The 15491-nt window shown below is 64.8% G+C and carries 13 protein-coding genes and 1 pseudogene; 13 read left to right on the forward strand and 1 reads right to left on the reverse strand.

Features of this window, described 5'->3' with window-relative positions; genetic code table 11:
• Nucleotides 1-139 precede the first annotated feature (139 nt).
• The 8 genes and pseudogenes from tpiA to glsA all read left to right on the forward strand — a co-directional run bounded on the left by tpiA (nt 140) and on the right by glsA (nt 10095).
• Nucleotides 140-898 carry a triose-phosphate isomerase gene (tpiA, locus tag QY049_RS01450; RefSeq protein WP_301268665.1) on the forward strand — a complete coding sequence of 253 codons (759 nt, stop codon included), beginning with the start codon at nt 140-142 and terminating at the stop codon, nt 896-898.
• A 152-nt stretch (nt 899-1050) separates the two neighbouring features.
• Nucleotides 1051-1443, forward strand: coding sequence for a preprotein translocase subunit SecG (gene secG, locus QY049_RS01455; protein ID WP_194475685.1), 393 nt, complete (start codon nt 1051-1053; stop codon nt 1441-1443).
• 166 nt (nt 1444-1609) lie between these two features.
• Nucleotides 1610-3241, forward strand: coding sequence for a CTP synthase (locus QY049_RS01460; protein ID WP_194475686.1), 1632 nt, complete (start codon nt 1610-1612; stop codon nt 3239-3241).
• Between the two features lie 80 nt (nt 3242-3321).
• Nucleotides 3322-3648 (forward strand): NIPSNAP family protein, encoded by a 327-nt coding sequence (locus QY049_RS01465; protein WP_258766767.1) that lies wholly within the window; start codon nt 3322-3324, stop codon nt 3646-3648.
• A 127-nt stretch (nt 3649-3775) separates the two neighbouring features.
• Nucleotides 3776-4627, forward strand: coding sequence for a 3-deoxy-8-phosphooctulonate synthase (gene kdsA, locus QY049_RS01470; RefSeq protein ID WP_301268666.1), 852 nt, complete (start codon nt 3776-3778; stop codon nt 4625-4627).
• On the forward strand, nt 4627-5838 hold the full coding sequence (locus tag QY049_RS01475) for an MFS transporter (protein WP_194475689.1): 1212 nt from the start codon (nt 4627-4629) through the stop codon (nt 5836-5838). Before kdsA ends, QY049_RS01475 begins: the two co-directional genes overlap by 1 nt.
• Before the next feature lie 143 nt (nt 5839-5981).
• A complete protein-coding gene (locus QY049_RS01480; RefSeq protein WP_301268667.1) occupies nt 5982-8075 on the forward strand; it encodes a methyl-accepting chemotaxis protein in 2094 nt (697 codons plus the stop codon).
• Nucleotides 8076-8224: 149 nt separating this feature from the next.
• Nucleotides 8225-10095, forward strand: a pseudogene (glsA, locus tag QY049_RS01485) (glutaminase A).
• Here glsA and queF read toward each other — a convergent pair.
• The gene (gene queF / locus QY049_RS01490; protein ID WP_194475692.1) at nt 10092-10568 is read right to left on the reverse strand and encodes a preQ(1) synthase; all 477 of its coding nucleotides are present in this window, start codon (nt 10566-10568) and stop codon (nt 10092-10094) included. The pseudogene glsA and the gene queF sit on opposite strands and share 4 nt — an antisense overlap.
• Before the next feature lie 112 nt (nt 10569-10680).
• Between queF and eno the strand changes: the two genes are divergently transcribed.
• The 5 genes from eno (at nt 10681) to QY049_RS01515 (ending at nt 15483) form a co-directional block, all read left to right on the forward strand.
• Entirely contained in the window at nt 10681-11964 is a 1284-nt protein-coding gene (gene eno, locus QY049_RS01495) for a phosphopyruvate hydratase (protein WP_301268669.1), read from the forward strand.
• Nucleotides 11965-11998: 34 nt separating this feature from the next.
• Entirely contained in the window at nt 11999-13132 is a 1134-nt protein-coding gene (locus QY049_RS01500; RefSeq protein ID WP_301268670.1) for a zinc-binding dehydrogenase, read from the forward strand.
• A 119-nt stretch (nt 13133-13251) separates the two neighbouring features.
• Nucleotides 13252-14247, forward strand: a complete 996-nt coding sequence (locus tag QY049_RS01505) for an MBL fold metallo-hydrolase (protein WP_301268671.1) — start codon at nt 13252-13254, stop codon at nt 14245-14247.
• Nucleotides 14248-14440: 193 nt separating this feature from the next.
• Nucleotides 14441-14992: an NADPH-dependent FMN reductase gene (locus QY049_RS01510; protein ID WP_301268672.1), complete on the forward strand. Its 552-nt coding sequence runs from the start codon at nt 14441-14443 to the stop codon at nt 14990-14992.
• A gap of 173 nt (nt 14993-15165) precedes the next feature.
• Nucleotides 15166-15483 (forward strand): septum formation initiator family protein, encoded by a 318-nt coding sequence (locus tag QY049_RS01515; RefSeq protein WP_194475697.1) that lies wholly within the window; start codon nt 15166-15168, stop codon nt 15481-15483.
• Nucleotides 15484-15491: the final 8 nt, after the last annotated feature.

The following is a 15491-nucleotide window of genomic DNA, read 5'->3' on the forward strand; positions in this document are numbered from 1 at the left end:
ATCATAAAGTGGCGGCTTTCCCCCCGCAACCTCGCCTCAGGCCGCCCCTCGAAGCTGCGGTTAAAGGGCCTCTGGTCTCTGGAACTGCTGCTGCACCTCTGCTAGCGCATGCACAAACCTCAATTTGCTGGACATTGACATGACCGATGCCATCCGCCCCTTGATCGCCGGCAACTGGAAAATGAACGGCCTGAAAGCCGCGGCCGCTGAATTCGACGCCATGCTCGACGGCGCGGCAGGGGTGACCGGCAAGGCCGATCTGCTGGTCTGCCCGCCGGCGACCCTGATTGCGGGTTTTGCGGACAAGGCGCGCGGCAGGAAGGTCGCCGTCGGGGCCCAGGATTGCCATCCCAAGGCCTCCGGTGCCCATACCGGCGATATCGCGGCCGAAATGCTGGCGGATGCGGGTGCGACCGCCATCATCGTCGGCCATTCCGAGCGCCGCGCCGACCATGGCGAGGGCGATGCGCTTGTCAGGCAGAAGGCGGAAGCGGCCTGGCGGGCGGGGGCGGTCGCGATCGTCTGCGTCGGCGAGACCCAGAGCCAACGCGATGCCGGCCAGACCCTGGACGTCGTCCGTGGCCAGCTCGATGGCTCGCTCCCGGACGGCTCGTCGGCCGCCAATCTGGTCGTCGCCTATGAGCCGGTCTGGGCGATCGGCACTGGCCTGACCCCCACGGCCAAGGATGTCGAGCAGATTCATGGCTTTATCCGGGAGCTCCTGACCTCCAGGTTCAAGGCGGATGGGGCAAGGATGCGAATCCTCTATGGCGGTTCTGTCAAGCCGTCGAACGCAGCCGAGCTGATGGCGGTCAAAAACGTCAACGGCGCGCTGGTCGGGGGCGCCAGCCTGAAAGCGGCCGATTTCCTTGCCATTGCCCAAGGCTGTCCTAACTAAAGGCTGCCCCGAGCTAAGGGTAAAGCGCGGGCCGTGGCCGATCGGGGGTGGCAATGCCCCATCCGATCGTGTAACACCGCGCAACTTCAGGAAAACCCGCGAAGCGCGATCGGCCGCCGTCAGGCGCCGCCCGCTTGTGACGGAAGGATACTATGCAGACCGTTGTCATCGTCATCCACCTCATGATCGTTGCCGTGATGATCGGCGCCGTGCTGCTCCAGAAGTCGGAAGGCGGCGGCCTCGGCATGGGCGGTGGCGCGGGCTTCATGTCGAGCCGCGGCACCGCGAATCTGCTGTCGCGTACCACGGCAATCCTCGCCGCCGGTTTCTTCCTGACCAGCCTGTTCCTGTCCTGGTACGCGGGCTACAACCGCGCACCGTCCTCGATCATCGGCCAGCCTGCGTCGCAGACCCAGCCGGCCGGCGGCAACCCGATCACCGCGCCGACCTCGGGCGGTATTCTGGATACGCTGAAGAAGGCGGACGAGCAGCAGCAGCAGGCCCCGGCGGCGCCGAGCGGCCCGCAGGTGCCTCGCTCGCAATAAAGCAGGGGGGCCATGCAGGACGGCGGCTAGCGTCCTGCATCAACAATCCCCATCAAGGCTCTGTCACCACTCTTCGTTTTGGCTCACCCACAGGCCCGCAGATTCTTTGGGGCGGAATACGAATCGCTTTGGCGAATCGGATTCGAGGGATTAGAGGTTAGGTCCCATGGCGCGGTACATATTCATCACCGGCGGCGTGGTTTCTTCGCTCGGCAAGGGTCTGGCTTCAGCGGCACTCGGTGCGCTGTTGCAAGCCCGGGGCTACAAGGTCCGCCTCCGCAAGCTCGACCCCTATCTCAATCTCGATCCCGGAACGATGTCGCCGTATCAGCACGGCGAAGTGTTCGTGACCGATGACGGCGCGGAGACCGATCTCGATCTCGGTCACTACGAGCGCTTCACCGGACGTCCCGCGACCAAGCAGGACAACATCACGACGGGGCGCATCTACCAGGACATCATCTCGAAGGAACGCCGCGGCGACTATCTCGGCGCGACCATCCAGGTGGTGCCGCACGTCACGAACGCCATCAAGGAGTTCGTGCTGTCGGGCAATGACGATTACGACTTCGTGCTGGTCGAGATCGGCGGCACCGTCGGCGACATCGAAGGCCTGCCATTCTTCGAGGCGATCCGTCAGCTCAAGAACGAGCTGCCGCGCGATCATGCCGTCTACATCCATCTGACGCTGCTGCCGTACATTCCGAGCGCCGGCGAATTGAAGACCAAGCCGACGCAGCATTCGGTGAAGGAGCTGCGCTCGATCGGCATTCAGCCCGACATCCTGCTCTGCCGGACCGATCGCGAGATCCCGAAGGAGGAGCGGCGCAAGCTCGGCCTGTTCTGCAACGTGCGCGAAAGCGCCGTGATCGAGGCGCGCGACGTCGACAACATCTACGCCGTCCCGGAGGCCTATCACAACGCCGGCCTCGACGACGAGGTGCTCGCCGCCTTCGGCATCGGCTCGCGGATTCCGCCGGCGCTTCAGAGCTGGCAGAAGATCAACGAGCGCGTCCGTAACCCGGAAGGCAACGTCACCATCGCCATCGTCGGCAAGTACACCGGCATGAAGGATGCGTACAAATCGCTGATCGAGGCGCTCTCGCACGGCGGCATCGCCAACAAGGTCAAGGTCAATCTCGACTGGATCGAGAGCGAGATCTTCGAGAAGGAAGACCCGGCGCCGTTCCTCGAGCACGTCAACGGCATCCTGGTGCCCGGCGGCTTCGGCCAGCGCGGGGCGGAGGGCAAGATCAAGGCGGCGCAGTTCGCGCGCGAGCGCGACGTGCCGTATTTCGGCATCTGTTTCGGCATGCAGATGGCTGTCATCGAGGCCGCACGAAACCTCGTCGGCATCGAGGACGCCAACTCGACCGAGTTCGGCCCGACCAAGGAGCCTCTGGTCGGCCTGATGACGGAATGGCTGCGCGGCAACGAGCTCGAGAAGCGCACGCAGGCCGGCGATCTCGGCGGCACGATGCGCCTTGGTGCTTATCCTGCCGCGCTCAATCGCGGCAGCCGCGTCTCGGAGGTCTATGGCGGCGCGACCGAGATTTCCGAGCGCCATCGCCATCGCTACGAGGTCAACACCGCGTACAAGGATCGCCTTGAGCAGCACGGCCTGAAATTCTCCGGCCTCTCGCCCGACGGCGTTCTGCCTGAGATCGTCGAGTACGAGGATCACCCCTGGTTCATCGGCGTCCAGTTCCACCCCGAGCTGAAGTCGCGCCCCTTCGAGCCGCACCCGCTGTTCGCCTCGTTCATTGCGGCGGCGGCGAAGCAGAGCCGGTTGGTGTAGGCTTTTTCCGGCCTTTGACGATCGCGCGTTTTGTTGCGACAAGCTCCCTGCAAGAACAACGATGCATGGAGTGAACTTCGATGATCTACGAAATGCGCGTCTATCGCTGTGTGCCCGGCCGCCTGCCTGCGCTGCTGAAGCGGTTCGAGACGGTGACGTTGAAGCTGTGGGAGAAGCACGGCATCAAGCAGGCGGGGTTCTTCACCACGCTGATCGGCGAATCCAACCAGGAACTGACCTATTTCCTGGCCTGGGAGTCGCTCGCCGATCGCGAGGCGAAGTGGGTCAAGTTCATGACCGACCCGGATTGGATGAAAGCGCGGGCCGAGAGCGAGGCGGACGGCCAGATCGTCGGCAACATCGTCAGCCAGCTCCTGACGCCGACCGCCTTCTCGTCGGTCAAGTAGCGGCGTTCGGGTGGGGGTTGCCGCGGGAATCCCCGCGCAACCCTGATATTCCGGCAGCCCAGGGCCGAATGGGGTTGATCGGCCCCTCATCGCCGCTATGTTTCGCGGCGAAACGAGGGAATTGGCCTTGAGCTCTTCATCTTCCGCGGCACCGGTCGTCAGCGTCGGCACGGTCAAATTCGGCAATGACCTGCCGATCTCGATCATTGCAGGACCCTGCCAGCTCGAGAGCCGCCAGCATGCGCTGGAGGTGGCCTCCGCGCTGAAGGAGATCGCGGCGCGGCTGAAGATCGACCTCGTCTACAAGACCTCGTTCGACAAGGCCAACCGCACCAGCGCGTCGGCGGCGCGCGGCCTCGGGCTCGCGCAGTCGCTGTCGATCTTCGCTGAGATTCGCTCCTCGCTCGGTCTGCCTGTTCTGACCGACGTGCACGATGCCGCTCAATGCGCCGAGGTGGCGCAAGTGGTCGATGTCCTGCAGATCCCGGCGTTCCTGTGTCGTCAGACCGATCTGCTGCTCGCGGCGGCCGCAACCGGCAAGGTCGTCAACGTCAAGAAGGGGCAATTCCTAGCGCCCTGGGACATGACGAATGTCGTTGCCAAGATCACCAGCGCGGGCAATCCCAACGTGCTCGTCACCGAGCGCGGCGCATCGTTCGGCTACAACACGCTGGTGTCGGACATGCGATCTCTGCCGATCATGGCGCGCACGACCGGTGCGCCCGTGATCTTCGACGCCACCCATTCGGTGCAGCAGCCGGGCGGGAAGGGCGCGTCCTCCGGCGGCGAGCGCGAATTCGTGCCGGTGCTGGCGCGTGCAGCCGTGGCCGTTGGCGTCGCCGGCGTCTTCGTCGAGACCCATCCCGATCCGGATCGGGCGCCGTCCGACGGACCCAACATGGTGCCGCTGCGCGAGTTCGAAGGGCTGATCGCCAAGCTGATGGCGTTCGACGCGGTGACGAAAAGCACAACGCGCTGATGCACCAGCCTGCGACCGGCGCGCCGTCCGACCAGAAGTTTCCACCCGCGATCAACATCATCGCGCTCGCCAGCTTCTCGGCCGCCTTGTCCACGCGCGCGCTCGATCCCGTGCTGCCGCATGTCGCCGAGGATTTCTCGATCAGCGTCACCACGGCCGCCAGCATCGCGGCCGGTTATGCCCTGATCTACGCACTGGTCCAGCCCGTGATCGGAGCTGCCGCCGACATGTTCGGCAAGGCGAGGTTGATGACGCTGTGCCTGGCGCTGCTCGGTGTCGCCTCCATTCTCGGCGCTGTCGCGACCACCTTCTCGGGCCTGTTCGCGAGCCGCATCCTGGCCGGCATCGCTTCCGGCGGCGTGTTTCCGGTCGCCCTTGGTCTGACCGCCGACCTCGTCGTCCCCGCCAAGCGGCAGGTTGCGATCGGGCGTACGCTGGCGGGCTCGATGACCGGCAACCTGTTGGGTGCGACGGCCTCCGGCATCATCGGCGAACTGATCGGCTGGCGCGGCGTGCTCATGATCCTCGGCGCGCTCGGCCTGATCGCAGCCGTCGCGGTGGCGGCGGGCTTTCGCGGGGCCGCGCTGACGGCGGCGCCGAAGACCGACCTGAAGGCTTTGCGGCAGGGCTATCGTACCATCTTCGCCAATCCCAACACGCGCTATTGCTATTCGGCGGTCTTCGTCGAGGGCTGCTGCGTGTTCGGCCTGTTTCCCTTCATCGCTGCGCTGCTGTTCGATCTCGGCGAGAAGTCGCCGTCAATCGCAGGCATCGTGATCGCCGGCTTTGCGATCGGAGGATTGTTCTACACGTTCACCGTCTCGCGCTTCCTGCCCTGGCTCGGCGTCAAGGGCATGATGATCGCTGGCGCCGGGCTTGTCGCCTTGCAACTCGGCGCGCTCGCCTTCGGTCCGCAATGGAAGCTGCAATTCCTCAGCATGCTGGCGATGGGTTGGGGCTTCTACATGATCCATGGCTGCCTGCAGGTGTTCGCCAGCGAGCTGTCGATCGGGGCGCGGGCGACCGCGATGTCGCTGCATTCGTTCTTCTTCTTCATGGGACAGACGGTTGGCCCGATCGCCTATGGCCTCGGGCTGCAGCATGGCGGCAAGATGCCGACGCTGTTTGCAAGCGCCGCGATCATGGTGGTGCTGGGCCTCGTCTGCGCCCGGATGCTCAAGCCGCGGGCACCGTCCGACGCACGGGCCTGACGGAAGTATTCAATTACCAATCACCGTAGTTTCCCGTGGAGAAACGGTAGCCAAATCCCTTCAATCTTAAATCAAATCTCACCGATCGCTTCGTAGATTGCCGCCCGAACCGCTAGCCGGCGGCAACATCTGTGGATCAGTCGATGCAAAAACAGCGTTCGGTCGCCCGCATTCTCGGGGCGGTGGTTGGATCTCTCGGTCTCATCCTTGTCGTCATCTGCGCCTACGCCCTGAAGCTGGCGGTGACGCGCTATTCGGACAGCAACCGCATCGTCTCGCTGACGATCGCGAGCCGCGACCTGACCAACACGCTGGTGATCTTCCGCCTGGAGCGCGGCGACACGCTGAGCTATCTGGCGTCCGGCGCTGCTGCGCCCGACAGCGTCATGAGCAGCCTCGCCGAGCAGCGGGCCACCGTGCAGAAGAATTACGCGCAGGCGCTGCAGAGCCTGGCTTCGGTCGATGCGCCAGGGCTCACCGAGAAGCTCGACAAGCTCCGCGGCATCTGGGGCCAGCTCGAGGAGCTCCGGCCGCGCGCCATCACGGCCTTGAAGCAGGAGAAGGGGGCACGTGACGCCAGCCTGACGCCGGCTTGGGCCAAGATCAGCGACGCCTTCATGGATGCGATCGGCGACGTCACCACCCATGTCGACAATGCGATGACCTTGATCGATCCCGTGGTCGATCGCCTTCTGATCGCCAAGCAGGCCTCCTGGCAGGCTCGCGCCAATGCCGGCCAGACCATCCTCGTCCAGTTCTCCGCGATCCTCGCCAACAAGACCTGGACCGCGGCCGACGGCGTCGCCTTCGCCGATCTGCGCGGCCGCATCCAGCAGTCCTGGCTGGTGGTGCGCGACCTCAGCCCGGCCGTGGCCTCGCCCGAGCTGTTGCAGGCGATCCGGACCGCCGAGCCGGAAATCTCCGGCGCGCTCAGCGACGAGCGCAATGCCATTGCGACCAAGCTGCTCGCCGGTGAGCCCGCCGGCGTCGTCGGCATCGACTACCGCGATCGTCAGCTTGTCGGGGCCAACAACGTCGTCATCGTCACCCAGACTGCGCTCGCCAACATGATCGCGCGGGCCGAGGACGGCGCCTCGCGCGCCCGCTTCAGCCTGATCCTGTTCGGCCTCCTGGTGCCGGCCTCGCTGGGGCTGATGATCGGCGGGCTGATGCTGATGCGCAACCGCGTCACCCGGCCGCTGACCGCGATCACGGGCGTGATGACGCGCTTTGCCGATCATGATTTCGCCAGCGACGTGCCGGGCCTCGATCGCAACGACGAGATCGGCCGCATGGCGTCGGCCCTGCAGGTGTTCAAGGACGCCATGATCAAGGCCGAGCGTCTCTCCGGCGATCAGGCCGCCGAGCGCGCCGACAAGGAGAAGCGCGCCAGCGCGCTCTCGGGTCTCGTGCGCCAGTTCGAAAGCCGGATCGGCCAGATGGTGCAGACGCTGTCGAGCGCCTCGGGCGAGCTGGAGACGACGGCGCGTTCGATGTCGGGCACGGCGGCGGAAGCCCAGGCCCAGGCCGGCTCGGCCTCGACGCTGGCCGACCAGGTCGGCGGCGGGGTTCAGACGGTTGCGGCCTCGGCCGAGGAGCTCAACGCCTCGATCCGCGAGATCAACCGCCAGGTCGAGCAGGCAAGCCGCGCCACCGAGCATGCGGTCGTGACCGTCAGGGAGACCGACAGCACCATGCGTGCGCTCGCTGACGGCGCCGACCGCATCGGCGAGGTCATCGGTCTCATCACCTCGATCGCGGGCCAGACCAATCTGCTCGCCCTGAATGCGACCATCGAGGCCGCGCGCGCCGGCGAATCCGGGCGCGGCTTTGCGGTGGTGGCGAGCGAGGTGAAGAACCTGGCGTCGCAGACGGCGAAGGCGACCGAAGAGATCAGTGCCCAGATCACCGAGATCCAGGGCGCGACGCAGAAGGCGGTCTCCGCCATCGACGGCATCGTCAAGACCATCGAGGAGGTCTCGAGCATCAACCGCGTCATCGCCGCGGCGATCGAGGAGCAGAACAAGGCCACCGCCGAGATCGCCAACACCGTGCAGCATACCGCGGAGGCCACCTCGACCGTGACCCGCAACATCGCCACCGTCTCGTCGGCCGCGAACGAGACCGGCCGCGCCGCCGCGGGCGTGCTGAAGGCGGCCGCCGACCTGTCGAGCCAGTCGACCTCGCTCACCGGCGAGGTGGACAGCTTCATCACCCGGGTGCGCGACGTGGCGTAGGGGCAGACCGGGTAGCGCCAGTTCGGCAGGTCGCCGCGGCGTCACGGGCCGCGGCGGCCTTTGTCGTTTTGCGTCACCGCGCCACAGTTGTCTTCGGTATACATGGCATGAGGATTGCTTCGATTTTGAGCAAATCGAGGTGTGAGATCGTGGACGTCCAGACCAGCCGTTCCAGTGCAGCCAACGTCCTTCGATCGAGTGGATATCCCACCAAGCCACCGCTGCGGCGTTTCCTCACCGATTGCCACGAGGAATTCCGGGCGGACAATTCTGGTCAGCTTGCCGACTACATCCCGGAGCTGAAGCGCGCCAACCCCGATCATTTCGGGATCGCGCTCGTCACCATCGACGGCCATGTCTACGAGGTCGGCGACAGTCAGGTGCCATTCACGATCCAGTCGGTCTCCAAGGCCTTTGTGTTCGCGTTGGCGCTGGAGATGGTCGGCGAGGAGCGGGTTGCGGCCACCATCGGCGTCGAGCCGAGCGGCGAGGCTTTCAATTCAATCCGGCTCACCAACGACAATCGTCCCTTCAACCCCATGGTCAATGCGGGCGCTATCGCCTGCTCGGGCCTGATCTACGAAGTGGACGGGAAGGGCGCCTTCGAGCGTGTCCGTGCGAAACTCAGCCAGTTCGCCGGCCGCGAGCTTGGCGTCGACGAGGCCGTGCACGCCTCGGAGACCGCGACCGGCAATCGCAACCGTGCCATCGCCTGGCTGCTCCGCAACTACGCGGTGCTGCCTGACGATGTCGATGCCGTGCTCGACGTTTATTTCCGCCAATGCGCGATCCTGGTGACGGCGCGCGATCTCGCGGTGATGGCGGCAACGCTCGCCAATCGCGGCGTGAATCCGGTGACCGGCGTGCAGGTGATCACGCCGCACATCGTCGCGCGCACGCTATCGGTGATGACGAGCTCGGGCATGTACGACTATGCCGGCGAATGGACCTATCGCGTCGGGATTCCCGCCAAGAGCGGCGTCGGCGGCGGCATCGTCGCAGCGCTGCCGTCCCAGCTCGGGCTCGGCACCTTCTCGCCACTGCTCGACAATCACTTCAACAGCGTGCGTGGTCTGAAGGTCTGCGAAGCCTTGTCGGCGCGGTTCGACCTGCACATGCTCAATCGCAACGCCGACGTCCGCACCAGCATCATGGCGGATTACGACGTCTATGGCATCTCCTCGCGCCGGAGCCGCCAGCCCCACGAGCAACAGATCCTCGACGAACGCCACAGCGACATCCGCGTGCTCGAGCTGGTCGGTGCGATGAATTTCGGCACTATAGATTATGTCACGCGACGGCTCTCCAGCGAGCCGCCAAACGCGCCGCTGCTGATCGTCGACTTCCGCCGTGTCCCCGACGTCACGGCGGCCGGCGCGGAGCTTCTCGGCGAGACGCTGACCGCTCTGGGCAATACCGGCGTCACCGCGATCCTGTCAGGCTTCGAGGAGACGTCTGCTGTGTGGGCGGCGATCGCCGCGCGCACGGTCGAGTCGCGCCGGCTGCGCCGCTTCGCGCTGCTCGACGATGCCATCGAATGGGCTGAAGACCAGGTGATCTACCGCTCCGGCGGCTTCACCGATGTGAAGGAGAGCGCGCATCTCGGGGAGCAGGCGCTGCTCGCCGAGCTCGACGAGGGTGAAATCGCCGCGATCGTCAAACTGTCGACGACACGCCATTTCGTTGCCGGCCAGCGCATCGTCGCCGCCGGCGAGCCCGCCAACTCGCTGTTCTTCCTTCAGAGCGGCATGGTCAGCGTCAAGCTGCGGAGCGGCGTGCGGCTCGCGTCTCTCGGCCCCGGCATGGAATTCGGCGAGATGGCGATCCTCGAGCAGGGCCGCAGTGCCGACGTGTTCGCCGACACCTCCGTGACCTGCCTCGAGCTGCCACTCGACAGCTTCGCGGACTACCGCCGTTTGCACCCGGAGACGTCGCTGAAGATCATGCGCAACCTCGCCGCCATCCTGGCGCGGCGGCTGGTGCTTGCAATGCCAAGGTCGATCTGTTGAGCGCGTACTAGCCCCGGCCACGATACGGCGCGACGCCTTGCTCGGGCACCCACAGGCCCTTCGGCACACGGCCGGTCTGCCAGAACACGTCGATCGGGATGCCGCCGCGCGGATACCAATAACCGCCGATGCGCAGCCATTTCGGCTTGATCTCGGAAGCAATGCGCTTGCCGATCATCACGGTGCAGTCCTCGTGGAAGGCGCCGTGATTGCGGAAGCTCGCGATGTAGAGTTTCAGCGATTTCGACTCCAGCAGCCACTGGCCGGGCGCGAAGTCGATCATCAGATGGGCGAAATCCGGCTGGCCGGTCACCGGGCAGAGCGAGGTGAATTCCGGCACGGTGAAGCGGACCAGATAGTCGGTGCCGGCTTGCGGATTGGGCACCCGGTCGAGCTTGGCCTTTTCGGGCGCATCGGGCCATTCCACGGCGCGGCCGAGCTGCAGGCTGGGTGAGGTCTTCGATTTGCTGGGTTTTTTCGACATGCGGCCCTCTTAGCCAATCACGGCGCAGCCGTCACCCGGCCTTTTCCGCTTCGATGCATTGCGGTAGAAGCACCCGCGAACTGCCCCCTTTGTTCCCCGAAAAGAGGCTCTCATGACCGCCATCATCGACATCATCGGACGCGAAATTCTCGATAGCCGTGGCAACCCCACCGTCGAGGTCGACGTCGTGCTGGAAGATGGCGCGCTTGGCCGCGCGGCCGTGCCGTCAGGCGCCTCCACAGGCGCCCACGAGGCGGTCGAGCTGCGCGACGGCGACAAGGCCCGCTATCTCGGCAAGGGCGTCACCAAGGCAGTCGGCGCCGTCAACGGCGAGATCTTTGAGGCCCTGAGCGGTCTCGATGTCGAGCAGCAGGCCCAGATCGACCAGATCATGATCGACCTCGATGGCACGCCGAACAAGAGCCGGTTAGGGGCCAACGCCATCCTCGGCGTCTCGCTCGCCTGCGCCAAGGCGGCCGCGAACTCGCTCGACATGCCGCTCTACCGCTACGTCGGCGGCACCTCGGCGCGGCTGCTGCCGGTGCCGATGATGAACATCATCAATGGCGGCGTGCACGCCGACAACCCGATCGATTTCCAGGAGTTCATGATCCTGCCGGTCGGCGCGTCCTCCTTCGCCGAAGGGCTGCGCTATGGCGCAGAGGTCTTCCACACGCTGAAGTCGGAGCTGAAGAAGGCCGGCCACAATACCAACGTCGGCGACGAGGGCGGCTTCGCCCCGAACCTGCCGTCGGCGGACGCTGCGCTGGAGTTCGTCATGAACGCGATCGGCAAGGCCGGCTTCAAGGCAGGCGCCGACATCGTACTCGGCCTCGACTGCGCCTCGACCGAATTCTTCAAGGGCGGCAAGTATGTCTATGAGGGCGAGGGCAAGACCCGCTCGATCTCCGAGCAGGCGAAGTATCTCGCCGACCTCGTCGGCCGCTATCCGATCGTCACCATCGAGGACGGCATGTCGGAAGACGACATGGACGGCTGGAAGGAGCTCACCGACCTCATCGGCAACAAGTGCCAGCTGGTCGGCGACGATCTGTTCGTCACCAACGTCAAGCGCCTCGCCGAGGGCATCAAGGCCGGCCGCGCCAACTCGATCCTGATCAAGGTCAACCAGATCGGCACGCTGACCGAGACCCTCTCCGCCGTCGAGATGGCGCACAAGGCCGGCTACACCTCAGTCATGTCCCATCGTTCCGGCGAGACCGAGGATTCCACCATCGCCGACCTTGCGGTCGCCACGAACTGCGGTCAGATCAAGACCGGCTCCCTTGCGCGTTCCGATCGCACCGCCAAATACAACCAGCTCCTCCGCATCGAGCAGCAACTCGGCAAGCAGGCGCTCTATGGCGGCAAGGCGGCACTGAAGGCGCTGGCATAAGCCAGCGCGTCAACAAACACAGGGGAGGATCGACATGAGCGACGGCAAGACCGGACTGCAACTGCGTTCGCTGATCAAGAAGAGCGGAGAGCTCGAGATATCGCTTCTGGAAGTGCCGACCCCCGAGCCCGCGGACGACGAGGTCGTCGTCCGCATCGAGGCGGCGCCGATCAACCCGTCCGACCTCGGCCTGCTGGTCGGCGCGGCCGACATGAGCACGGCCAAGGCGTCAGGAACGAAAGAGGCGCCAATCATCACTGCGAAGGTGCCCGATGGTGCGATGCGTGCGATGGGCGCCCGGATCGACCAGTCCTTGCCGGTCGGCAATGAGGGGGCCGGCGTCGTCATCAGGACCGGCTCGTCGGACGCTGCGAAGGCGCTGATGGGCAAGACTGTCGCGATGATCGGCGGCGCCATGTACGCGCAGTACCGGACCCTCAAGGCGCGGGACTGCCAGCCGCTGCCGGACGGCACGACGGCGGCGGAGGGGGCCTCGTGGTTCGTCAATCCGCTCACCGCGCTCGGGATGACCGAGACGATGCGGCGCGAAGGCCACAAGGCGCTGGTGCACACCGCGGCCGCCTCCAATCTCGGCCAGATGCTGAACAAGATCTGCATCAAGGATGGCATTGCGCTCGTGAACATCGTGCGCAGCCAGGAGCAGGCGGACATCCTGAAGAAGATCGGCGCCAAGCATATCGTCGATTCCAGCAAGCCGAGCTTCCTCGACGATCTCACCAATGCGCTGGTCGAGACCGGCGCTACGATCGCCTTCGATGCGATCGGCGGCGGCAAGCTCGCCGGCGATATCCTCAACTGCATGGAAATCGCGATCAACAAGACCGCGAAGGAATACAGCCGTTACGGCTCCAGCGTGCACAAGCAGGTCTATGTCTATGGCGCGCTCGATATCCGCCCCATCGAATTGCCGCGCGGCTTCGGCATGGCCTGGGGCGTCGGCGGTTGGCTCTTGACCCCGTTCCTCCAGAAGATCGGACCGGCCGACATCGGACGGCTGCGTCAGCGCGTCGTGAGCGAATTGAAGACCACCTTCGCCAGCCACTACACCAAGGTGGTCTCGCTGCAGGAAGCGCTCGATCCCGCCAACATCGCGGTGTACGCCAAACGCGCCACCGGCGAAAAATTCCTCATCAACCCAAATAAATAATCGTGATCTGCAACCGCGGGTCGGTCAAAAGACGTCTTGCCTTCTGAGCCAGGCGGGAGATTATTCCGCCGCGTTGAAAGCGGAACAACCGCAACGTGCGCTCAGAAGGGGACATCTCCATGATCGATCTCAATCGCCGTCATCTGCTCGCAGGCACGGTCGCCATTGGTGCGGCCGCTGTGACCGGTCTCCGGCCATCCACCGTCAATGCCTCGGTGCCGCAAACAGGCGCGCAGGCACCGGGCTTCTATCGCTACAAGGTCGGCAGCTACGAGTGCACCTCGATCAATGACGGTGCGCGCAGCTTCCCGATGCCGGACAAGTTCGTCGTCAACGTTCCGAAGGAAGAGGCGCTCGCGGCTGCCGACGCCGCCTACATGCCGAAGGGGATGGTCACTGTCCCGTTCAATCCGCAGCTCATCAACACCGGTTCCAAGCTCGTGCTGATCGACACCGGCAACGGCGTCGCCAATCTCGAGCCCAGCAAGGGTGCGGTCGGCCGCACCCTGCAGAACCTGCAAGCCGCCGGGGTTGACCCGAAGAGCATCGACATCGTGCTGCTGTCGCATCTGCATCCGGACCACACCAACGGGATCCGTCTGGCCGACGGAGGGCTTGCCTTCCCGAATGCCGAGATCATGGTGCCGGTGAAGGACTGGGAGTTCTGGGCCAGCGAGGAGAATGCGGGCAAGGCCTCCGGCGACATGATGAAGAACTACTTCGCCAACGTGAAGAAGACCTTCGCCGGCCTCGAGTCCAAGGTGACGAAGTACGAATGGGGCAAGGAGGTTGCGCCCGGCATCACCTCGATCGCGACGCCCGGCCACACGCCGGGTCACACCTCGTTCGCGGTTGCCTCAGGCGACAAGAAGGTGCTGATCCAGTCCGACGTCACCAACATTCCGGAGCTGTTCCTGCGCAATCCGGACTGGCACGTGGTCTTCGACACCGACGGCGCGCTGGCGCAGCAGACGCGACACAAATTCTACGACATGGCGGCAGCTGAGAAGGCGACCGTTGTCGGCTTCCACTTCACGTTCCCGTCGGTCGGTCATGTCGAGAAGGACGGCGCCAAGTATCGCCTGATCCCGTCGGCCTGGAATCCGACGATCTGAGCTGGCTTTCAGAGTGCACGAAAGATCGGGCCGCCGCTTGGCGGCCTGATTGTTTCGGGCGACCATCTGCTTTCGCGAAACTCAGCGTTTCCAAATCGGATCGGTTCATGCACTTGCATCCATCGACCCGGATCGCTTAAGTGCCGCCCGGCACTTCCCCCTCGAGGTTTCAAGACAAACCAAGGATAATCTGATGGCCTACAACATCGTCGTGATCGCCGGCAGCCTGCGCAAGGAGAGCTTCTCCCTGAAGATCGCCAATGCGCTCGTCAAGCTCGCGCCGGCCTCGCTCAAGCTCGAGGTCATCACCCTCGCCGGCATCTCGTTCTTCAACCAGGATCTCGAGGGCGCGCCGCCGGCCGACTGGCTCGCCTTCCGCGAAAAGCTCCAGAAGTCCGACGGCGTCATCTTCGTGACGCCGGAATACAACCGCGCCATCCCGGGCGTGCTCAAGAACGCCATCGACGTCGCCTCGCGCCCCTATGGCAAGAGCTCGTTCAACGGCAAGCCGGTCGGCATCATCTCCAACTCGCCGGGCCCGCTCGGTGGTGTCAGCGCCGCCAAGACGCTCCAGAACATCCTGCCGGGCATCGCCGGCCCGATCATGCAGCAGCCCGAGACGTATCTGAACGCGGTCGGCGACGCGTTCGATGCCGAGGGCAACCTGACCAAGGACTCGCTGAAGGGCGTGCTCCAGGCGTATGTCGACGCGTTTGCGGCGCATGTTGCCAAGCATCACGGCTGAGGTCGAATAACCAGCCGATGGACTTGTCATTCCGGGGCGGCTCGAAGAGCCGAACCCGGAATCTCCGCAGTCGCGGGTGCGCAATTGCGCACCTGACGATGCTACGCACCGCCCCGGAATGACGGCTTGGCTAAATTAGCACTCCCTTAACCAAGCTGGCCCATCCTGCCAAAATGGTCTCCCGCGCCCGCCTCAAATCGATCCTGACCGGTCTCGCCCTTTATGCGATGGCGGCCGCCATCGTCGGCTATTTCGGCGTCAACGCCTATACCGGCAAGTACGGCCTCAACGCCCGCCAGGAGCTCGACCAGGAGATCATCGCGCTGACCAGCGAGCTCGCCCAGCTCAAGCGCGAGCGCACCCGCAGCGAGCAGCGCGTCTCGCTGCTCCGCACCGACAAGATCGACCCCGACATGCTGGATGAACGAGCCCGGTTCCAGCTCGACTACGTCAATCCGCACGATCTGGTTCGGATGATCCCGCAGAACTAGCGCTTTCC

The sequence above is a fragment of the Bradyrhizobium sp. WYCCWR 13022 genome, from assembly GCF_030435535.1.
GTDB lineage: Bacteria > Pseudomonadota > Alphaproteobacteria > Rhizobiales > Xanthobacteraceae > Bradyrhizobium.